This is a genomic window from Sporomusaceae bacterium ACPt, assembly GCA_041428575.1.
In the GTDB taxonomy this organism is placed as follows: Bacteria; Bacillota; Negativicutes; order Sporomusales; family Sporomusaceae; genus Sporomusa_D; species Sporomusa_D carbonis.
Genome location: CP155570.1, coordinates 792,709 through 811,531 on the forward strand (window position 1 = coordinate 792,709; position 18,823 = coordinate 811,531).

Sequence of the window (18,823 nt, forward strand, 5' to 3'; positions counted from 1 at the left end):
TATTCACCTCAGTGTTTATATTAAGTGTAGGAGGATTACTTTTGCCGGTAAATTTTCTGCCCTTCGTGGTAGAAGTTGCGGCCTTCACTGTCGATAGCCACGATGGCCGGGAAATCGACTACTTCCATACGGGCGATGGCTTCGGGGCCCAGGTCGCCGTAAGCCACTACTTCATAGGCCTTAATTGTTTTGGAGATAAGAGCTGCGGCGCCGCCGGTGGCAACAAGATAAACAACGCCGTTTTTTTTCATGCTCTCGACCACTGCGTCAGAACGATAGCCTTTGCCGATCATACCTTTTAGGCCTTTATCCAGAATGCGCGGTGCATAGGCGTCCATCCGGCCACTGGTGGTGGGACCGGCAGAACCGATCGGTTCACCCGGTTTGGCCGGCGAGGGTCCGACATAGTAAACCATTTGTCCGGTGAAATCCACCGGCAGATCTTCCCCGCGGTCAAGGGCCTCGACCATACGCTTGTGGGCCGCGTCGCGCGCGGCATAGATCACACCGGTAATAAGCACACTGTCCCCGGCTTTCAAGTTTTTCACCGTTTCATCGGTAAGCGGTGTAGTGATGCGGATTTGTTCAGCCATGTTCTTTCTCCCCCTTATAATACTACTTCGGCATGCCGGGTGGCATGACAGTTAATGTTTACAGCTACCGGCAGACTTGCAATATGGGTAGGATACCACTCGATGTTGACAGCCAGGGCTGTGATGCGGCCGCCAAGACCCTGGGGCCCAATACCGGTTTTATTAATAAGCTCTAATAGTTCACCTTCAAGCTTGGCATAGTCAGGATGTTCATTCCGCTTGGCTAACGGGCGGATAAGGGCCTTCTTGGCAAGGTAGGCAGCTTTTTCCATGGTACCGCCGATGCCGACGCCAACTACAATCGGCGGACAGGGGTTAGAACCGGCATTTTCAATTGTTTCAACAACAAACTTCTTTACTCCTGCCACACCGTCGGCCGGTATCAGCATTTTTAGGGCGCTTTTGTTTTCACTGCCGGCCCCTTTGGGAGCAAGAACAATTTTGATTTGGTCGCCGGGAACACTTTCGACATGAATGATGGCCGGCGTATTATTACCGGTATTTTTACGGTTGAACAATGGTTCGGCAACAGCCGATTTGCGAAGGTACCCATCAGTATAACCTTTGGCTACGCCGGCATTGATGGCTGCTTCTAATGAGCCCCCCTCAATCTTGGCGTCTTGTCCTAATTCGACGAAAATTACAGCCAGACCGGTATCTTGGCACATCGGCTTTGCTTCGGCGCGGGCAATGTCGGCATTTTTAATAATCTGGTCAAAAATTTCCCGGCCCAGGGGCGATTCTTCTTTGGTCTTGCCGGCGACAAGGGCGTTATAGACATCTTCTGACAGATAATAGTTGGCGTCAATGGCCAGTTTGGCGACAGCTTCAGTGATTTGCTGTGCTTGGATTGTACGCATGATAAATCTCCTCTCAAAATCTTATAATTTTATTCTATGGTGGTTAAGGTTGTTACCAAAGGCCGAGAACTTTCCACCAGATGGCACCAAAACCAACCCAGATGATAAGGTTAATCATCGATACCATGAAGCCAAGCCGCCACCATGTGCTTTGGTCGACGTAGCCGGCGCCAAAGTAAATAGGCGATGGACCGGCAGCGTAGTGAGTTAAAGACATGCAGAGGTTAGACATGAAGGCCAGCGCCAAAGCAACCAAATAAACGGGTGCACCGGCAGCAACTGCTACCGCGGCAAAGGCCGGATACATAGCGGTTATGTGGGCGGTAAGGCTTGCGAAAGCATAGTGGGCATAAAGATAAACGATAGTGAGAACAATAAAGGCTTGCACCCAGGGGATTCCCACGATGCTACCGGCCATGGTTTTGGCAAACCAGGGTATAAAGCCGAGTTTAGACAGGTAATCAGCAAGACCGACCAGGGCGCCCATCCAGATCAAAGTATCCCAAGCGCCTTTTTCGTCAAGTACATCCTTCCAGTCAAGTACTTCGGTTGCCAGCATGACAACTACGGCTAACAGTGCGACAACTGTGGCATCGAGTTTAGTATACTGGGAGGTACTCCATAAAATAAGAGCGCCAACAAAAACCATGGCAACGATTCTTTCCGCCCAGGACATAGGCCCCATTTTTTGCAGTTCTGTTGCGGCCAGAGCTTTGGCTTCCGGAGTGTTTTTGAGCTCAGGCGGGTAAAACTTATACAGAAAATAGGGCACTACAAGTATGGAGATGAGACCGGGAACGGCGGAGGCTAACGCCCATTGCCCCCAACTAATTTGGATATTGAGAGTCTTGGCGGCGAGCAGGGCGATGAGCGGGTTGCCGGCCATTGAAGTAAGGAACATTGCCGAAGTAATGGTATTACCTTGATAGACAGTTTGCATCAGATAACTGCCGACACGGCGGGCGGTTGGGCCTGGCTCAGAGTTAAAAGCGGTACAAAGGCTGCGGACAATCGGGAAAAGAATACCACCGGCACGAGCCGTGTTTGAAGGAGTCGCCGGACTGATGATAAGGTCGCTCAGTACTAACGTATAACCAAGTTTTAAGGTGCTGTCGCCGATTGCTTTTATAAGCAAAAAAGCAATACGGCGGCCAAGACCGGTTTTAATGAAGCCTTTGGCAAAAAGAAAAGCGGCTACGATCAGCCAGATCGTGGTGTTGGCAAATCCGCTCAGCGCTTCGGGCGGTTTGAGCACGCCGACAAGTGCGGTAAAGGTTACACTGATCAAAGCTACGGCGCCAATGGGGAGTGGCTGAAGGATGAATCCCAAAATAGTAGCTACGAAGATTGCCATTAGATGCCATGCTTCCGGCTTAAGCCCCTGCGGAACCGGAATAAACCAAATGGCGGCACCTAAGGCCACGGTTGCCAGAGCCTTTACGAGTTTACTGTTCATACATGTTACCTCCTAAATTATGTAGTTTTTTAAAGAATATTTAAAAATTCTTAGTTATACTTTAGCACTCGCGTACTGGTAGTAAAAATATCAATAAGTTATGGTACAATAGATTGTAGCTATCGACAGGAGGATAAATGGGTGGAATTGCATCAATTGGAATATTTTCTGACTGTGAGCAAATTAGGAAATTTTACCAGAGCAGCCGAAGAACTGCATGTTGCCCAGCCCTCAGTTACTAAAGCAATACATAAATTGGAAGAAGAACTTGGCGTGCAATTATTTGACCGCAGCCAAAAAAAAATTGCTCTAACTCCTGAGGGACAGGCTTTTTATGCCAGAATCAACAAAATTCTTTTTGACATCCGCCAGGCTGTTGATGAAATGGAGGATTTCAAAAAGCTTAACCGGGGAACAATCAAATTTGCGGCACCGCCTATGATTGGCGCTTATCTCTTCCCTAACATTTTTAATCTTTTTAAGAACTCCTATCCTAACTTGGATCTGGTGGTTTATGAAGAAGGGTCGCTGGCGGCTCAGTCCATGATTGAAAAAGAAGAGTTAGACCTAGGTATGATCATCCTCCCGGAATCAAGAACGGTACTCAATACCGTACCCATTACGCGGGAAGAGATTATGCTTTGCCTGTCTCCTCAACATCCGCTCAGCGCTGCTAAGTCGGTGTGCTTCACCCAATTACGGGACGAGCCTTTTATTCTTCTTAAAGAAGAATTTTTTCACCGGCGGTTGGTGCTAAATGAATGTTCCCGTCACGGTTTTACGCCCCACGTGGTGTTCTCGTCAAGTCAGATTGAAACCATTAAGGCCATGGTGTCCGGGAATGTGGGTATTTCATTTTTGATGAACATGGTTGTTCGTAATCATCCCCATTTGGTCAGTGTGCCTCTTGCCGAGCCGCTGGCCATTACGATCGGCCTGGTCTGGAAGAAAGGCAAGTATTTGTCCAAGGCAGCTCAAGCTTTTATTGATTTTATTGCGGCTTATACCAAATCTCCCAGTTTTCAAGGATCAGGAACAGATCAAGGACAGATAGGTATCTAACACAGGCGGCTTCGCTTAAAAAAGTACCCGCAATCCACCTGCGAGGTGGCTGTGGGTACTTTTGCTTCTTGTAGCGATTATCTGGTATCGGAGGCACTTATTTTTGCTGTAAACTGAGATTTTCGTCCGGTAAAATATTCAAGTACCTCGTCACAGGTTTTAACCGCGTCTTCCGGTTCCAGGAAATCAAGGCTGAGCGCCATGCGGGAAAGTATTTTATGTAAATTGTTTAAATCTCCGATACTCAGGAAACACACGGCTTCTTTGATTAATTTCGCCATGACTGATAAGAAAGTTTCCTATAACTTCCAGATATAATATGGTACAGGCGGTTAATAATATAAGGGGTACTAAATATCATCTAAGGAGGTTAATTATGACTGTTAAAAAAGATTTAGAGAAAGCTGTGGCTGCTGCTGAATCGGCCAAAGGCACATATGCCACATTTGCTTCATCGACTGACGACCAAAGCGCACAGACCATGTTTCAACAAATGTCTCAAGACATGGACCGTCATATTGCACAACTTAATAGCCGTCTCAGTAGTACAGCAGAAAACAAACTGAATAATCAACAGGAATAGTCAGAAAGGAGGTAGGTAGAACTACCTCCTTTTACTGAAATAACCTAATTTCATTCTGGCAAAAGGATGATGATATGCAGCTTCATATAGGTATTCCGCGGGCTATGCTGTATCACGAATTCGGCAGCTTGTGGAGTGCTTTTTTTCAAAATATGGGTATCCCTGTTTCCGTCTCCGGTGAAACCAATAAACAAATACTGGACCGTGGCACGTTATTGGCAATAGACGAATCTTGTCTGCCTTTAAAAGTCTATTTAGGTCATGTTGACTCCTTGTTATCTAAATGTAGCCACATTTTTGTTCCGCGTGTTGCCCAATACCATCGTAATTTTCATTTTTGTGCCAAGTTTTCCGGCTTGCCTGATGTCGTAAAAAATACCTTTAGGTTGTCGCCTGAACAGCTTATTGCTCCCAATATTGAGGATAAGTCGCCGCTCAGTCAACTACAGGCAATTTATACTACTTGTCAGGCAATGGGCTTACCGGCTGTTCCCGGGTATTTAGCCTACCGGCGGGCCCTGAAATCATGGCGGGCAGACACACCTTGCGGTAGTATGCCAAGCAACAAAATTGCTATTATCGGTCACAGTTATTTATTAAAGGATACGTTTTTTTGTCAAGAAATGATGAATACGTTAACCTCCCGCGGCGTTACCGTTGTTACACCTGACCATGTGGTAAGTAAAGTGCTTTATGATGAGGCGAAAGTCTTCCAGCCGGATATTTACTGGCAGCTATCGGCAAAAATTGTCGGGGCGGCTCGTTTCTTTTGCCGCCAGCCGGACATAGCCGGTATTGTCATGGTATCAAGTTTTGGTTGTGGTCCTGACTCGCTTGTTAATGAATATGTGGAGCATCATGTGCTCAAACAAAGCACTAAACCCCATATAATTATTAATATTGACGAACATACCGGCAGCGCCGGCCTTATTACACGAATTGAAGCATTTTGGGATTTAGTGGAACGGAGGCTGAAGTCGTGAAGGTAACGTACCCGCATATGGGATATTTAAATATTCCGGTTTTCAACATGCTAAATAACCTGGGAATGGAAGTCATCGAAGCGCCGCCCATTTCCCAAAAAACACTGGAGTTAGGCTCTCTTTATTCCCCCGAGGGTGTGTGTTTACCCTATAAAATTAACATGGGCAATTTTTTAGAAAGTATCGACCAAGGAGCAGATACTTTAATAACCATATGCGGCGCAGGTAAATGCCGTATGGGTTTTTTCAACGCCGTTCAGAAAATCAGTTTAGCAGCAAAAAAGAAATTACAATTTTTTACCATTAATACAGAAAATCTTTTTAGAGATTTATACCGCTTTTTGCGCCAAACGACTGGTTCCGGCCGTTTGGCTGTGATTAAAAATATCGCCATGGCAGTACAAACATTAAAAGCGCTTGATGCGATTAATGATGCAAAAAATTGTTACGGAGCACGGGCCAGTGCTCCTGAGCAAATAATCAATATATGTGATAGCGGTGTACAGCAATTTGCCGGTTGCCGCAATTTTAGCGATATCAGTTATACCCGGGATATGGTAATTGACCTGATGAAAAATGTTACAAATTCTATGGAATCCCGGCCTGCCAAAGTTGCTTTGCTTGGTGAGTTTTATGTTTTAATGGAACCGTATGTAAATCACATGATTGAAAACTTGCTGATTAAACAAGGGATCGAAGTCAAAAAGTTTGTCTCCACGGGGGAGTGGGTCTATTCCAAAGCATTTCTCCAGAGTTTGGGATTATATAATGAAGAAAAGGATTGTCTTAACCAAGCGCGGCCCTATCTAAACTATCACGTTGGCGGTGACGGATTAAAATCAGTAGGCAGCGCGTTATGGTCGGCGCAAAATGGCTATGACGGTATAATCCATGTCTATCCTTTTGGCTGTATGCCGGAAGTTGTGGCCCAATACGCATTGAAAAATATTGCCAGTGACTATAATCTGCCATTGTTGTCATTAAGTCTTGATGAACACTCCAGCGATGTTGGTATTATTACCCGGGTTGAAGCATTTGCTGATTGCATCAAACGTAAACAGCATTGTAAAGAAAAAACACTACGGTCGCTACGGTAGAGAGTTTTTTTTGAGCAAAAAATTAAAAAAACTTGTCATTAATTTTAGATTATGGTAACAGGTATTTGCCGGTAGTGCAGGGAAATCAAGTAGTACATTTTTATGCTGTCATTACCGTGAATGAGTTACCTGACTAGAATATGGCGGCAAGGGGGATAACTGTGGACGCGTACGAAAAAATTTATCAATTATATCATCTTATCAAGACTAAAACAGCGGCTGATTTGCCTGGTCCGTACAAAGTGGGAGTAGATCTCGGAACGGCCGATGTTGTGCTGGTTGTTACCGATGAATCAGGTAATCCGGTAGCAGGCAGTATGCGATGGGCTTCCGTGGTTAAGGACGGGTTGGTGGTGGATTTTCGGGGAGCTATGGTGATTGTTGAAAAACTGAAGGCTGAAGTCGAAGCCATTATGGGCATTACCTTAGATAAAGGAGCCACGGCTATTCCGCCAGGTACGGTGGGGCGTAATGCGCTGGCTTGCGGACATGTGATTGCCGGGGCTGGGCTGGAACCCGTCTGTCAGGTAGACGAGCCGGTAGCGGCAGCTAAGGCCTTGGATATCAGTCATGGCATCGTGGTGGATATTGGGGGCGGAACTACCGGTATCGCTGTCTTAAAGAACGGTGAATTGGTTTTTACTGCTGACGAACCAACAGGGGGTACACATGTGTCGTTAGTGTTGGCTGGCGCGTATAAAATACCTTTTGAGGAAGCCGAAATTCTCAAAAGAGACCCTGCCCGGCACCGGAAAATTATGCCGGTGATTTTGCCTGTTATTGAAAAAATGGCGACAGTTGTAAAAAACATGCTGGCCGGCTATGATGAGTTCAACGAATATCCGGTATATGTAGTTGGCGGCACTGCGTATTTGCAGGGGTTTGAGACCGAGTTCGGCAAAGCGTTTGGCCGTAAGGTACATGTTCCTCCACATCCTTTGCTGGTTACACCGTTAGGGATTGCCATGTTTGGTTAGAATATGATAAACACACAAAGGGTATAAATTATGTAAAAAATCCCGTGAGAATCAAGTAAGGAAAGCAGCTTGCCAATCAGCCCGCTGTCGACCAGTACTTTGTCGCTGCCAATAAGAGCTTTGCGAAATATCATCGGCTTGATATAATCAGCGATCCGCTCCAGGCAGCCTATGCCTAAGATGCTGATAGGAGTCATACTTTGGCAATCTTTTAACAATCGCAGCAGATGGTAATGTGGAACTTTTTTGACCAAATGCTTTAACATCTTGCGAAACGGCATTTGCCGGCAGGAGAATTTTTTTTATTGTAGAAGTAATTTTTAAAATCGAATAAATGCCACCACTCAGGTGCCTTTCGGTATGAGAGGAGAATAGGGAAGATCGGAAGGATTTGCCAATCCTTAAACGACGCGGTCGCGCCACTGTAATCGGGGAAGAGCCCCTGCCTATGCCGCCGGTAAAACCGGGAAGGCGCAGGCGCTCTGATGATCCGGAAGCCAGGAGACCTGCCTGTGTTGGCTGTTATTTACCTCCGCGCCAGAGGTAGTACCAGAAGGATAGGATTTTTTTTACAATAGAACCCTAGCCTTTTTGGGCTAGGGTTTTTTGCATGGCGTAAACACGATACGAGGAGGAGTAGATATGAATTATCAGGCAACGGTTGATGAATTGATCAATGGGGCGGCAAAACCGCCCAATAGTCTGGGATTACTGGAAAAACATTTGAAAAAAATGTTGTTAGCCTGGGGAAGGTTGCAGCCGGAAGTTAAGCCTTATCATTTAATCTTTGCCGCCGATAACGGTGTCGTTGAAGAAGGGGTAGTAGCTTTTCCGGCAGAAATAACCTATCTTCAAGCCCAAAATATGGTAGACGGCCGGGCAACGATCAGTTGTTTTTGCAAAGCCAATCATATTCCGTATTCGGTAATTGATGTTGGCATTAATAATAAGCAAACAGTAGGAATTAATCGGCGGGTGGCTTTTGGCACAAAGAACTTTTTGAAAGAAGAGGCTATGAGTCCGGCGGAGTTTCAGGAAGCATGGCGTGTCGGGCAGGAAATGGCTCAGTATGCGGTTGGTACTCACGGTGCTAACTTACTGTCTTTTGGGGAGATGGGGATTGGCAATACCACAACTTCGTCTGCGGTGTTGCATGCCATGACAGGTATTTTGCCGGAATTTGTTGTCGGGTATGGCGCCAGTGCCCATAACAGTGATATTGTCAAAAGAAAATGTGTTGTCGTGGCTAAAGGCGCTGAACGGCATAGAGGCAGCTTCAAAAGTATTGAGGATATTTTGCGGTGTGTCGGCGGGCTGGATATTGTCGCTATCTGCGCCGGCATGATCGAATGCGCGAATTTGAAAGTCCCCTTTGTTATTGACGGGTTTATCACCGCGGTGGCTTTTGCTTGTGCCGCCAGAATAAATAAGGAAGTTGAAACCTATGCCATTCCCTCGCACATGTCCAAAGAGCCAGGCATGTCCTATGCTCTGTTACTCGGTAACATACTGGCTGACGATGTACCCATTCGGGCCAATATGGCCCTCGGGGAAGGGACGGGGGCCATATTAATGGTAGCCATGCTAAAGACCATGGCTTTTGCAATTTATAATACGGCCAGACTTTCTGATTTTGCATTAAGCAAACCTGATTCGCAGCACTTGGCAGCCATGTAGCTCTGTCACTTTTTGACGATTGTTTTTAGATTGTAGCAGGAATTCGATCGCCGCAGTAAATAGTCCCCTTAAAGCGAGCAATGTGCAGGGGGAAATTTTGTGCATAACTACAACACCCGGTTTTCTTTGGAAGAAATCGTTAATACTCAGATATTACAAGAGATTCAAGATAGATTCTGTGAAGCTACCGGTATCGCAGTCCGATAGCTAACCGCCACTGAGCTCTCCGCTTTTCAAGCGGCGGCATAACCGGCGCTAAGCTCCGGGATTGGCTCAACTAAGCATCTGATGCAAGTTTTGCCTTATGTTGCCAATCATAAAACATAAGAGAGGACGCACATATGTACACATTAATGATTGCAGATGATGAACAACTAGAGCGGCAGGCCTTGCGGTTTATCATTGGAAATAACTTCCAAAATATCCGGGTTATAGCAGAAACGGGAGATGGCAAGAGCGCCGTAACTATTGCTGCCGGTGAAAAACCGGACATTATTCTGATGGATATCCGGATGCCTGAGCTTAATGGCTTGGAGGCTGCCCGCGCCATACGGGCTTTATTGCCTGATGCCGCCATTGTCATGCTTACTGCTTTTGACGAATTCAGTTATGCCAAAGAAGCGCTGTCGATCGGGGCGGTGGAGTATATGTTAAAGCCACTTCGCCCTAAAGATTTAATAGAGACATTAGCCTCTGTTGTTGCGAAAATAGGGTAACGAAAGTGTAAGGAACAGGAAGAAGCTCATCTGCGCAAGAATTTAGCAGAAGCCATGCCATTTATTAAGATGTCGTTCGTGCCTGATTTGATCTCAGGTAAAATTACTTTAAAGCTGAACAGGGTTGTAATTTTGTTGATTTTTTGACGAAAGTCAGAATTGACAGGGCAAAGTTATTACTGAGAAACCCGGAACAGACGGTAGTCCGGGTCGCAGCCGCGGCCGGTTATCAAGACGCCAGTTATTTTTGCCGGTTTTTTCGCCAGGAAGCAGGCATGACTCCGAATCAATACCGGGCAAAACTAAAGAACAGCAATGCCGGTCAGGAGACCTTTGAATTGGAGACAACAACTTTCTAAAATCGAACAATAAATTACAATTGCTTGTTTGGCTGTTGTGATCAACAGGCTGATGGTGATAAAAAGACTGTGAATAACAGTCTTTTTTTGTTTTTGTCAGCAAAACAACAACATTTAGCAAAGAAGTACCATGGATAAAGCGACAGGTCCCGGCGGTAAACAATTTTGTACTAACATAAGGACGCAAATATGTACTGTGCTGCCGCAACATTCACTCAAGGTTTTTATAGTAAAAAAGCAAATTATTATGGCGAAATAGAAAATTCAGCGATCAATCATTCAGGACGATTGTGAGGTAAGGCCATGACTCAAGAAAAGCCGAGAGTGGTACAGGAGTACGTGCCCGGTAAGCAGGTGACGCTAGCACATCTTATTGCCAATCCTAAGAAAGAATTATGTGAAAAATTAGGTATCGGAGACAGCGGCGCAATTGGTATCTTAACTATTACTCCTTGTGAGGCGGCAATCATAGCGGCTGATGCGGCGACCAAGACGGCCGCCGTACAAATCGGTTTTATGGACCGGTTTACCGGCTCGCTGGTTATTACCGGGAATGTGTCGGCTGTAGAGGCGGCCTTGAGGCAAGTAACCAATCTGTTGGCCGAAGGGTTAGGATTTTCGGCGGCCAAGCTGACAAGGTCTTAAGTAACATGATTATGTTAGTAGGTCCTGTTGGTGCCGGCAAGACATCATTGTTAAACGCGCTGCAGCAAAATTGCCGGAAAGCTGACAAAACACAAAGTATCTGTTTTACCGACGGTGCTATTGACACACCGGGTGAATACGCACAAATCCCCCGTTTTTATTCGGCACTGATGGTTACGGCAGCAGAAGCCAAGGTTGTGTTAATCGTTCAGGACGCAACCGATTTTAGAATGGCATTGCCGCCAGGATTTGCCGCAATGTTTTCGCGGCCGGTAGTGGGAGTTGTGACCAAATTAGATGCTCCTGGTGCTGACCGGGAAAAAGCCAAGCTGCGCCTCATGCAGGCGGGGATCAAAGAGCCTATTTTCTATGTTTCGGCACACACCGGGACGGGATTATCTGAATTATCAGAATATCTTAGTGAAAGGGGGTGCAAATAATGAGTGAAGCGTTAGGCATGGTTGAAACTAAAGGGCTGGTAGGAGCCATTGAAGCTGCTGATGCCATGGTAAAAGCAGCAAACGTCGTCTTAGTCGGTTACGAAAAAATCGGTTCAGGGTTGGTTACTGTTATGGTGCGTGGTGATGTTGGTGCGATCAAAGCAGCTACCGATGCCGGTGCGGCTGCTGCCAGAAATGTGGGAGAGGTTATATCTGTTCACGTCATTCCCCGTCCTCATACCGATGTTGAAAAAATTCTTCCTAAGATTAAGTAGATATAATTTTGGAGGTGTAATGTAATGCAAGACCAGTTGATTGAAAAGGTCATGGATGAAATTAAAAAGCGGATGGAGACCGCAGCTCCGGCGGCAGCTGCTCCTGAAGCGCAAAAAGTGCTCGCAAACCCGGGCATTACCGAATTTGTCGGTACAGCTGTCGGTGACACCGTAGGGTTAGTCATTGCCAACGTTGACCCTATGCTGCACGAAAAAATGAAACTTGATCCCAAATACCGTTCGATTGGTATCCTTGGCGCCCGTACCGGGGCAGGCCCGCACATCATGGCGGCTGATGAAGCCGTTAAAGCCACCAATACTGAAATTGTAACCATTGAGTTAGCCCGTGACACTAAAGGCGGTGCCGGTCATGGCTGCTTGATTATCTTCGGCGCTGAAGAAGTATCTGACGCCCGCCGGGCGATTGAAGTTGCCCTGAAGGAACTTGACCGTACCTTCGGTGACGTGTATGCCAATGATGCCGGTCACCTCGAATTACAGTATACTGCACGCGCCAGTTATGCAATCAACAAGGCATTTGGCGCACCGATCGGCAAGGCTTTTGGTTTGATCGTAGGCGCCCCGGCCGCCATCGGCGTGCTTATGTCCGATACCGCTGTAAAGACCGCCAACGTCGAAGTCGTAGGCTATGCCAGCCCTGGCGGCGGCACCAGCTATTCCAATGAGGTCATTATCATGGTTACCGGTGATTCCGGCGCAGTGCGGCAAGCAGTACTTGCTGCTAAGGAAGTGGGTAAAAAAGTATTAGAAGCTATGGCTGGTCCGGCTCCGTCCGTAACAACGCCGTACATCTAAAAACAGGGGGGAATAGAGATGAAGAGATCAAAACGTTTTGAAGTATTGGCTGCCCGCCCTGTAAACCAGGATGGTTTCGTAGTTGAATGGCCGGAAGTTGGCCTGATGGCTATGGGTAGCCCTAACGATCCTAAACCCAGTATTAAGATCGAGAATGGTAAAGTCGTTGAGATGGACGGCATACTGCGTGCTCAGTTCGACTTTATCGACCAGTTCATTGCTGATTACGCAATTGACACTACTGTTGCCGAACAAGCAATGGCTATGCCGGATACTGAAATCGCCAAAATGCTTGTTGACGTAAATGTATCGCGGGAGGAAATTGTCAAGATCACCCGTGGTTTGACGGCGGCAAAAATTGTTGCTGTCCTGAACACCATGAATGTGGTTGAGATGATGATGGCCCTCCAAAAAATGCGGGCCCGGAAGATTCCGTCCAACCAGTGCCATGTCACCAACCCTCAAGACAATCCGGTGCTCATTGCTGCCGACGCCGCCGAAGCCGCAATGCGTGGTTTTGACGAAATGGAAACAACGGTAGCTGTTGTCCGCTACGCGCCGTTTAACGCCCTTGCCCTGCAGGTAGGCGGCCAGGTTGGCCGGGGCGGCGTACTGATTCAGTGCGCTTTGGAAGAAGCGACCGAATTGCTCCTTGGCATGCGGGGGATCACGGCATATGCCGAAACCATCTCTGTATACGGTACTGAAAACGTATTCGTAGACGGTGACGACACCCCATGGTCCAAAGCCTTCCTTGCTTCGGCTTATGCTTCGCGCGGCCTGAAAATGCGGTTTACCTCCGGCACCGGTTCCGAAGTGCAAATGGGTTATGCCGAAGGCAAGTCCATGCTTTATCTGGAAGTCCGCTGCATTATGCTGACCAGAGGCGCCGGCGTACAAGGCCTGCAAAACGGTTCGGTCAGCTGCGTAGGTGTTCCGGCTGCCGTTCCGTCCGGCATTCGTGCCATCCTGGGCGAAAACCTCTGCGCTGCCATGCTCGACCTGGAAGTAGCCTCAAGTAACGACCAGACTTTTACTCATTCGGACATTCGGCGCACTGCCCGTACTTTGATGCAAATGCTGCCTGGCACTGATTTCATATGTTCAGGGTACAGCGCTACTCCCAACTATGACAATATGTTTGCCGGGTCCAACTGGGACATTGATGACTATGATGACTGGAACATCATCCAGCGCGACCTGATGGTTGACGGCGGGCTTAAACCGGTTTCCGAAGAAGAAGTTATTGCAGTCCGTCATAAAGCAGGCAAAGCACTGCAAGCCGTATTTAAAGAATTTGGCTTCCCGCCTATTACTGATGAGGAAGTGGAGGCAGCCACCTATTGTCATGGTACCAAGGAAATCATCAAGCGGAACGTAGTCGAAGACATTAAAGCTGCCGAAGAAATGATGAAGCGCGGTATTACCGGTGTAGATATTGTAAGAGCTTTGGCCAAAAACGGCTTCACTGATATAGCGGAAAACGTACTGGGTACGCTGAAACAGCGGATTTCCGGCGATTATCTCCATACCTCGGCCATTCTCGACAAACAGCTCAACGTTATCAGCGCCGTAAACTGCAAGAACGACTATCGCGGACCCGGCACAGGCTATCGCCTCAGCAAAGAACGTTGGGATGAAATTAAGAACATACGCCAGGCGATTAAACCGTCTGATTTTGACGTGTGATGAGAGCGAGAGAGGTGGAGAGAAATGCAAATTAACGAACAATTAATTCGTGAAATAGTTAAGCAAGTGCTTTCCGGTATGGAGCAGCCGGCTGCGCCTAAGACTGCCGTTACCGGACGCTTGATGACGTTGGTGGAAAAAGGTGAAGCCCGCCCGGGAACCAGATCTGATGAAGTTATCATTGCCGTGGCTCCCGCTTTTGGCAAATTCCAAAATAAAACCATTGTAAATGTGCCTCATAGCGATGTGCTCAGAGAATTGATCGCCGGTATTGAAGAAGAAGGCATCAAGGCAAGAGTTGTGCGGGTTCTTCGGACTTCCGACGTAGCCTTTGCGGCCCATGACGCCACTAAGCTCAGCGGGTCAGGTATTGCCATCGGCATTCAATCCAGGGGTACCACTGTAATCCATCAAAAGGATTTGCCGCCGCTCAGCAATCTGGAACTGTTCCCGCAGTCGCCGCTCTTGGATTTAGAAACCTACCGGCATATTGGACGCAATGCCGCTAAATATGCTAAAGGCGAATCACCGACACCGGTGCCGACGAAAAACGACCAAATGGCACGGCCTAAGTATCAGGCCAAAGCTGCCGTACTGCATATCAAAGAAACCGAACACGTTGTTCCCGGTGCTAAGCCGGTTGAACTGGACGTCATTTTTAACTAGGCGGAGGTGAAAAAAATGTCTGAAAATAAAATGTTAGAAGATATTGTTCGCGAAGTGTTGAAGTCCATGATGCAAGCGCCGCAAGCAACCGAGACTAAACCTCAAGCGCCGGTGGCCGCTCTTTGCCCTGACCGCGATTACCCGCTGGCCAGCAAACGTCCTGAATTATTGAAAACTCCAACCGGGAAAACGTTGGCCGATATTACCCTGGAAAATGTACTTAATGGTAATGTAAAACCTGAGGATGTCCGCATTACCCCGGAAACTCTCCGGCTGCAAGCTGAAATTGCCGACGGCGTGGGCAGGACCCAATTTGCCAACAACCTTCGCCGCGCTGCAGAACTGGTTGCCATTCCTGATGCTCGCGTCCTGGAAATTTATAACGCCCTGCGTCCGTACCGCTCAACTAAGCAAGAACTCCTGGAAATCGCTAATGAAATGGAAGTTAAATACAACGCAAAAATAAACGCCGCTTTCGTGAGAGAAGCCGCAGAAGTGTACGAACGCCGGAATCGTCTGAAAGCGGAGTAGGGTGGGAGCTTCATGCCTATCATTGCCGGCGTGGATATTGGAAACTCCACAACTGAAGTATGTTTGGCCCGGTTTGAACAAGGACAAATAAAAGAATACCTGGCCAGCAGTATTGTTAAGACAACAGGAATCAAGGGCACTTTGGCCAATGTGCCGGGAATTGTCATCGCCTTACAGGAGGCATTGAAACAATCCCGGCTGAGTTTGGCTGATTTGGAGGAAATACGGCTTAATGAAGCCACTCCGGTTATTGGCGATTTGGCCATGGAAACCATCACGGAAACAATTATTACCGAATCAACAATGATTGGTCATAATCCGTCGACTCCGGGCGGAATCGGTCTGGGTGTCGGGATGACCATTCCCTTTCACGAGCTTCCGGCAGTGGCCCCGGGGGAAAAAATTATTTGTCTGATACCCAAGGGCATTGACTTTGAAGATGCGGCGAAAGCAATAAACTCCGCAATGGCCAGAGGCGTTGATGTCCAGGGCGCTGTAGCCAGGCAGGACGACGCTGTGCTGATTGTCAACAGGCTGCAGCGCAAAATACCTGTTGTTGATGAGGTAACCTTAATTGAAAAAGTACCGGTAAGAATGCTGGCGGCTGTTGAAGTTGCCGAAGCCGGCCAAACAATTCAAACTTTATCTAATCCTTATGGCATTGCTACTGTATTTAACCTGACGCCGGAAGACACCAAAATGGTGGTGCCGATTGCCAGGGCGTTGATCGGGAACCGTTCAGCAGTCGTGGTGCGAACGCCCGCCGGTGATGTCAAAGCGCGTGCAATACCGGCCGGCTTCATCACGGTAGTCGGACAGAAAGGCAAGTCTGACGTTGATGTCGAAGCAGGAGCAGCCGCAATTATGGAAGCAGTTGAACGGGTTCAGCCGGTAATCGACGTGCAAGGGGAGGCCGGGACCAATGTAAACGGCATGCTGGAGAGAGTTCGCCAGGTAATGGCCGAACTTACCCAACAGCCGGTGACCGAGATGAAGATACAGGATATATTGGCGGTGGATACCTTTGTGCCGCAAAAGGTGCAAGGCGGTTTAGCCGGTGAATTTGCCCTGGAAAGCGCGGTAGCCTTAGCGGCTATGGTTAAAACCAGCAGGTTGCCCATGCAGCAGATTGCTGACCGTCTTACCGCCGAATTGGGAATACGGGTGGTTATTGCCGGGGTAGAGGCTAACATGGCGATCCGCGGGGCGTTAACTACTCCCGGTACCGACAAACCACTTGCCATCCTGGATATGGGCGGCGGCTCCACCGATGCCGCTATCATTACCAGAGACGGCCGGGTAATGTCCATTCACCTGGGCGGCGCCGGCGACATGGTAACTATGCTGATTAATTCAGAGTTAGGGTTGAATGATTTTGATTTAGCAGAAGACATAAAAAAATACCCGCTGGCTAAAGTAGAGAGTTTGTACCATGTCAGGCTGGAAGACGGTACGGTTAGGTTCTATGATAATCATCTGCCGCCTCACGTCTTTGCGCGGGTTGTCATTCTGAAAGAAGGCGGCATGGTCCCGATTCCGTTTGATCACCCGCTGGATAAAATCAGGCATGTACGGCGCGAGGCCAAGAAGCGGGTTTTTGTTACTAATGCGCTTAGGTCATTGGCGCGTGTTGCTCCTACCGGCAATATCCGGCATATTGAGTTTGTCGTGCTGGTAGGAGGATCGGCTATGGACTTTGAGGTGGCTGATATGGTAACCGACGCTCTTGCCGAATACGGGATTGTCTGCGGGCGGGGTAATATCCGCGGGAGCCAAGGTCCGAGAAATGCCGTAGCGACCGGTTTGGTGCTATCCCATCTCGATGGTGGGGTGTGAAATGATGCAACCGGATAAAACACTAACAAAACCCAGCATAATTGTTTGCACATTTCCGCACGCGAACTGTGACGCTAAACTACGGGAACTTCAGGCCGGCATGGAAGAAGAGGGAATACCGTATTCGTTGCTTAACGGCGACCGGAACGATGCGGTTGCCCTGGCCTACCAGGGCGCGCAGGCGTCGCCGCTCGGAGTAGGTGTGGGTATCAGCCCGGCCGGAATGTGTATTCATTACCATAAACTGCCTGCACTGCAGCCGTTGTTTACTTTAACGGGCGAGGGTACTGCAGCCGACTGGCGTCAGTTTGGCTATAACGCTGCCCGTTTGGTTAAGGGACTTCCCTTCAAAGATAAGCCGGAACAAAACACGGCTCCTGATCTGGATATGGCTCAATTATATGAAAGTGTTCGCAAAATTGTCCTGAAAGCACTGCCGGAATTTGTTAAAGGCCATGGGGAGGTGAATACATGGTCAAAAACTCATTAGGATTGATTGAAGTAGTGGGGTTGGCCGCCGGCATGGAAGCCGCCGATGTTGCAGTGAAAGCGGCCAATGTCGAGTTGCTTGGCTACGAACTTACCAAAGGCGGCGGTCTGGTGGTTATAAAACTGTGCGGGGATGTTGGCGCTGTCAAGGCGGCGGTAGAGGCCGGCGCGGCCGCTGCCGCCAAGATCAACAAAGTGTATGCTACGCACGTTATACCGCGTCCCCACAGTGAATTGGGCGGAATTATCGTTACTAAGGAAACAGCGGGTAGAAAAACAGTCTGCAGTCAGCCGGCGCCCCAAGCGACAGTGATCGAGGCGGCTAAACAACCGGCGGATATCCCGGTTCAAGCTGGGCAGGCGGTTGTCACCGAGCCGGCAGCGGTGGCCCCCGAGGTTGTTTCGGATATTGTTAATGAAAAGCCGGTGCCGGCCGTGAGTGCGGGTGAAGTGTGCAATTTGTGTGGTGACCCTGCCTGCGGCCGGAAAAAGGGCGACCCGAGAATAACTTGCATTCATTTCGATAAACACAACAAGGAGGATGAATAATATGCGCGGAGAGGCATTAGGAATGGTAGAAACCAAAGGATTGGTCGGTGCAATTGAAGCAGCTGACGCCATGGTAAAAGCCGCAAACGTAGTTTTAGTAGGTTATGAGAAAATTGGATCAGGGTTGGTAACAGTTATGGTGCGCGGGGATGTTGGCGCTGTAAAAGCCGCTACTGACAGTGGCGCGGCTGCCGCCCAACGTGTTGGCGAATTGATTTCCGTTCACGTTATTCCCCGCCCCCATACCGACATTGAGAAAATTCTCCCCAAAGCAGAAGCTTAAATATAGCAGTTGTATTGTAGTGGAAAAGGGGAGGTTGCTTCACTAGTGTTCGCAATGACGTTCACTAGCGTTTGCAATGACGATAGCGAACGTCATTGCGAGCGTAGCGTGGCAATCTTCTGCCCCGGCGTTTTTTAGGGTAGGAGCATAGCGACGTGGCAATCTCCCTTTTCCCCAAAGTAGAGCGGGGTGAGATGATGGAGCAAAAGATGATTGAGGAGATTGTCAGTCAAGTATTGGC

Annotated in this window: 24 protein-coding genes and 1 riboswitch; of the genes, 19 read left to right on the forward strand and 5 right to left on the reverse strand. The window is 48.2% G+C overall.

Going from position 1 to position 18,823, the window contains the following annotated elements; translation table 11 throughout:
- Positions 1-35: 35 nt before the first annotated feature.
- From SCACP_RS03850 to SCACP_RS03860, 3 genes are read right to left on the reverse strand one after another with little or no spacing between them, the layout of a single operon-like run.
- Positions 36-593, reverse strand: a complete 558-nt coding sequence (locus SCACP_RS03850; RefSeq protein ID WP_425060102.1) for a Fe-S-containing hydro-lyase — start codon at positions 591-593, stop codon at positions 36-38.
- A 14-nt stretch (positions 594-607) separates the two neighbouring features.
- Positions 608-1,453, reverse strand: a complete 846-nt coding sequence (locus SCACP_RS03855) for a fumarate hydratase (RefSeq protein WP_425060103.1) — start codon at positions 1,451-1,453, stop codon at positions 608-610.
- A gap of 52 nt (positions 1,454-1,505) precedes the next feature.
- Positions 1,506-2,909: an anion permease gene (locus tag SCACP_RS03860; RefSeq protein WP_425060104.1), complete on the reverse strand. Its 1,404-nt coding sequence runs from the start codon at positions 2,907-2,909 to the stop codon at positions 1,506-1,508.
- Between the two features lie 141 nt (positions 2,910-3,050).
- On the opposite strand from SCACP_RS03860, the gene SCACP_RS03865 reads away from it, so the two are divergent.
- Positions 3,051-3,971 (forward strand): LysR family transcriptional regulator, encoded by a 921-nt coding sequence (locus SCACP_RS03865; RefSeq protein ID WP_425060105.1) that lies wholly within the window; start codon positions 3,051-3,053, stop codon positions 3,969-3,971.
- Positions 3,972-4,048: 77 nt separating this feature from the next.
- Here SCACP_RS03865 and SCACP_RS03870 read toward each other — a convergent pair whose 3' ends face one another.
- The gene (locus SCACP_RS03870) at positions 4,049-4,252 is read right to left on the reverse strand and encodes a hypothetical protein (protein ID WP_425060106.1); all 204 of its coding nucleotides are present in this window, start codon (positions 4,250-4,252) and stop codon (positions 4,049-4,051) included.
- A gap of 95 nt (positions 4,253-4,347) precedes the next feature.
- Between SCACP_RS03870 and SCACP_RS03875 the strand changes: the two genes are divergently transcribed.
- The 4 genes from SCACP_RS03875 (at position 4,348) to eutJ (ending at position 7,611) form a co-directional block, all read left to right on the forward strand.
- Positions 4,348-4,554 carry a DUF1657 domain-containing protein gene (locus SCACP_RS03875; RefSeq protein WP_425060107.1) on the forward strand — a complete coding sequence of 69 codons (207 nt, stop codon included), beginning with the start codon at positions 4,348-4,350 and terminating at the stop codon, positions 4,552-4,554.
- Positions 4,555-4,628: 74 nt separating this feature from the next.
- On the forward strand, positions 4,629-5,537 hold the full coding sequence (locus SCACP_RS03880; protein WP_425060108.1) for an acyl-CoA dehydratase activase-related protein: 909 nt from the start codon (positions 4,629-4,631) through the stop codon (positions 5,535-5,537).
- The gene (locus tag SCACP_RS03885; RefSeq protein ID WP_425060109.1) at positions 5,534-6,634 is read left to right on the forward strand and encodes a hypothetical protein; all 1,101 of its coding nucleotides are present in this window, start codon (positions 5,534-5,536) and stop codon (positions 6,632-6,634) included. Before SCACP_RS03880 ends, SCACP_RS03885 begins: the two co-directional genes overlap by 4 nt.
- Positions 6,635-6,795: 161 nt before the next feature.
- Entirely contained in the window at positions 6,796-7,611 is an 816-nt protein-coding gene (gene eutJ, locus SCACP_RS03890; RefSeq protein WP_425060110.1) for an ethanolamine utilization protein EutJ, read from the forward strand.
- Here the strand turns inward: eutJ and SCACP_RS03895 are convergent.
- Complete coding sequence (locus tag SCACP_RS03895) at positions 7,608-7,865, reverse strand: hypothetical protein (protein ID WP_425060111.1); 258 nt, start codon at positions 7,863-7,865, stop codon at positions 7,608-7,610. The genes eutJ and SCACP_RS03895 overlap by 4 nt on opposite strands.
- Positions 7,866-7,940: 75 nt before the next feature.
- A riboswitch (cobalamin riboswitch) is annotated at positions 7,941-8,139 on the forward strand.
- A gap of 114 nt (positions 8,140-8,253) precedes the next feature.
- Between SCACP_RS03895 and SCACP_RS03900 the strand changes: the two genes are divergently transcribed.
- The 14 genes from SCACP_RS03900 to eutM all read left to right on the forward strand — a co-directional run bounded on the left by SCACP_RS03900 (position 8,254) and on the right by eutM (position 18,582).
- Positions 8,254-9,288, forward strand: a complete 1,035-nt coding sequence (locus SCACP_RS03900) for a nicotinate-nucleotide--dimethylbenzimidazole phosphoribosyltransferase (RefSeq protein WP_425060112.1) — start codon at positions 8,254-8,256, stop codon at positions 9,286-9,288.
- Positions 9,289-9,629: 341 nt separating this feature from the next.
- Positions 9,630-10,004, forward strand: coding sequence for a response regulator (locus SCACP_RS03905; protein WP_425060113.1), 375 nt, complete (start codon positions 9,630-9,632; stop codon positions 10,002-10,004).
- A gap of 143 nt (positions 10,005-10,147) precedes the next feature.
- Positions 10,148-10,363, forward strand: coding sequence for a helix-turn-helix transcriptional regulator (locus SCACP_RS03910; RefSeq protein ID WP_425060114.1), 216 nt, complete (start codon positions 10,148-10,150; stop codon positions 10,361-10,363).
- A 303-nt stretch (positions 10,364-10,666) separates the two neighbouring features.
- The gene (eutS, locus tag SCACP_RS03915; RefSeq protein ID WP_425060115.1) at positions 10,667-11,008 is read left to right on the forward strand and encodes an ethanolamine utilization microcompartment protein EutS; all 342 of its coding nucleotides are present in this window, start codon (positions 10,667-10,669) and stop codon (positions 11,006-11,008) included.
- A 5-nt stretch (positions 11,009-11,013) separates the two neighbouring features.
- Positions 11,014-11,448: a EutP/PduV family microcompartment system protein gene (locus tag SCACP_RS03920; protein WP_425060116.1), complete on the forward strand. Its 435-nt coding sequence runs from the start codon at positions 11,014-11,016 to the stop codon at positions 11,446-11,448.
- Positions 11,445-11,723 (forward strand): propanediol utilization microcompartment protein PduA, encoded by a 279-nt coding sequence (gene pduA, locus SCACP_RS03925; protein ID WP_425061315.1) that lies wholly within the window; start codon positions 11,445-11,447, stop codon positions 11,721-11,723. The genes SCACP_RS03920 and pduA overlap by 4 nt, the downstream gene beginning before the upstream one ends.
- Positions 11,724-11,747: 24 nt before the next feature.
- Positions 11,748-12,539 carry a propanediol utilization microcompartment protein PduB gene (gene pduB, locus SCACP_RS03930; protein ID WP_425060117.1) on the forward strand — a complete coding sequence of 264 codons (792 nt, stop codon included), beginning with the start codon at positions 11,748-11,750 and terminating at the stop codon, positions 12,537-12,539.
- A gap of 18 nt (positions 12,540-12,557) precedes the next feature.
- Complete coding sequence (locus SCACP_RS03935) at positions 12,558-14,228, forward strand: propanediol/glycerol family dehydratase large subunit (protein WP_425060118.1); 1,671 nt, start codon at positions 12,558-12,560, stop codon at positions 14,226-14,228.
- A gap of 24 nt (positions 14,229-14,252) precedes the next feature.
- Positions 14,253-14,894, forward strand: coding sequence for a propanediol/glycerol family dehydratase medium subunit (locus tag SCACP_RS03940; protein WP_425060119.1), 642 nt, complete (start codon positions 14,253-14,255; stop codon positions 14,892-14,894).
- A gap of 15 nt (positions 14,895-14,909) precedes the next feature.
- Positions 14,910-15,425, forward strand: coding sequence for a diol dehydratase small subunit (locus tag SCACP_RS03945; RefSeq protein ID WP_425060120.1), 516 nt, complete (start codon positions 14,910-14,912; stop codon positions 15,423-15,425).
- A 12-nt stretch (positions 15,426-15,437) separates the two neighbouring features.
- A complete protein-coding gene (locus tag SCACP_RS03950; protein ID WP_425060121.1) occupies positions 15,438-17,261 on the forward strand; it encodes a diol dehydratase reactivase subunit alpha in 1,824 nt (607 codons plus the stop codon).
- 1 nt (position 17,262) lies between these two features.
- Entirely contained in the window at positions 17,263-17,751 is a 489-nt protein-coding gene (locus SCACP_RS03955; protein ID WP_425060122.1) for a glycerol dehydratase reactivase beta/small subunit family protein, read from the forward strand.
- Positions 17,733-18,299, forward strand: coding sequence for a BMC domain-containing protein (locus SCACP_RS03960; protein ID WP_425060123.1), 567 nt, complete (start codon positions 17,733-17,735; stop codon positions 18,297-18,299). Before SCACP_RS03955 ends, SCACP_RS03960 begins: the two co-directional genes overlap by 19 nt.
- Position 18,300: 1 nt before the next feature.
- The gene (gene eutM / locus SCACP_RS03965; protein ID WP_425060124.1) at positions 18,301-18,582 is read left to right on the forward strand and encodes an ethanolamine utilization microcompartment protein EutM; all 282 of its coding nucleotides are present in this window, start codon (positions 18,301-18,303) and stop codon (positions 18,580-18,582) included.
- Positions 18,583-18,823: the final 241 nt, after the last annotated feature.

What these genes read in the sequence shown, in the direction of transcription:
- SCACP_RS03850 (WP_425060102.1), bottom strand. Translation starts at nt 593, where the DNA reads ATGGCTGAACAAATCCGCATCACTACACCGCTTACCGATGAAACGGTG.
- SCACP_RS03855 (WP_425060103.1), bottom strand. Translation starts at nt 1,453, where the DNA reads ATGCGTACAATCCAAGCACAGCAAATCACTGAAGCTGTCGCCAAACTG.
- SCACP_RS03860 (WP_425060104.1), bottom strand. Translation starts at nt 2,909, where the DNA reads ATGAACAGTAAACTCGTAAAGGCTCTGGCAACCGTGGCCTTAGGTGCC.
- SCACP_RS03870 (WP_425060106.1), bottom strand. Translation starts at nt 4,252, where the DNA reads ATGGCGAAATTAATCAAAGAAGCCGTGTGTTTCCTGAGTATCGGAGAT.
- SCACP_RS03875 (WP_425060107.1), top strand. Translation starts at nt 4,348, where the DNA reads ATGACTGTTAAAAAAGATTTAGAGAAAGCTGTGGCTGCTGCTGAATCG.
- SCACP_RS03880 (WP_425060108.1), top strand. Translation starts at nt 4,629, where the DNA reads ATGCAGCTTCATATAGGTATTCCGCGGGCTATGCTGTATCACGAATTC.
- SCACP_RS03900 (WP_425060112.1), top strand. Translation starts at nt 8,254, where the DNA reads ATGAATTATCAGGCAACGGTTGATGAATTGATCAATGGGGCGGCAAAA.
- SCACP_RS03905 (WP_425060113.1), top strand. Translation starts at nt 9,630, where the DNA reads ATGTACACATTAATGATTGCAGATGATGAACAACTAGAGCGGCAGGCC.
- eutS (WP_425060115.1), top strand. Translation starts at nt 10,667, where the DNA reads ATGACTCAAGAAAAGCCGAGAGTGGTACAGGAGTACGTGCCCGGTAAG.
- SCACP_RS03920 (WP_425060116.1), top strand. Translation starts at nt 11,014, where the DNA reads ATGATTATGTTAGTAGGTCCTGTTGGTGCCGGCAAGACATCATTGTTA.
- pduB (WP_425060117.1), top strand. Translation starts at nt 11,748, where the DNA reads ATGCAAGACCAGTTGATTGAAAAGGTCATGGATGAAATTAAAAAGCGG.
- SCACP_RS03935 (WP_425060118.1), top strand. Translation starts at nt 12,558, where the DNA reads ATGAAGAGATCAAAACGTTTTGAAGTATTGGCTGCCCGCCCTGTAAAC.
- SCACP_RS03940 (WP_425060119.1), top strand. Translation starts at nt 14,253, where the DNA reads ATGCAAATTAACGAACAATTAATTCGTGAAATAGTTAAGCAAGTGCTT.
- SCACP_RS03945 (WP_425060120.1), top strand. Translation starts at nt 14,910, where the DNA reads ATGTCTGAAAATAAAATGTTAGAAGATATTGTTCGCGAAGTGTTGAAG.
- SCACP_RS03950 (WP_425060121.1), top strand. Translation starts at nt 15,438, where the DNA reads ATGCCTATCATTGCCGGCGTGGATATTGGAAACTCCACAACTGAAGTA.
- SCACP_RS03955 (WP_425060122.1), top strand. Translation starts at nt 17,263, where the DNA reads ATGATGCAACCGGATAAAACACTAACAAAACCCAGCATAATTGTTTGC.
- SCACP_RS03960 (WP_425060123.1), top strand. Translation starts at nt 17,733, where the DNA reads ATGGTCAAAAACTCATTAGGATTGATTGAAGTAGTGGGGTTGGCCGCC.
- eutM (WP_425060124.1), top strand. Translation starts at nt 18,301, where the DNA reads ATGCGCGGAGAGGCATTAGGAATGGTAGAAACCAAAGGATTGGTCGGT.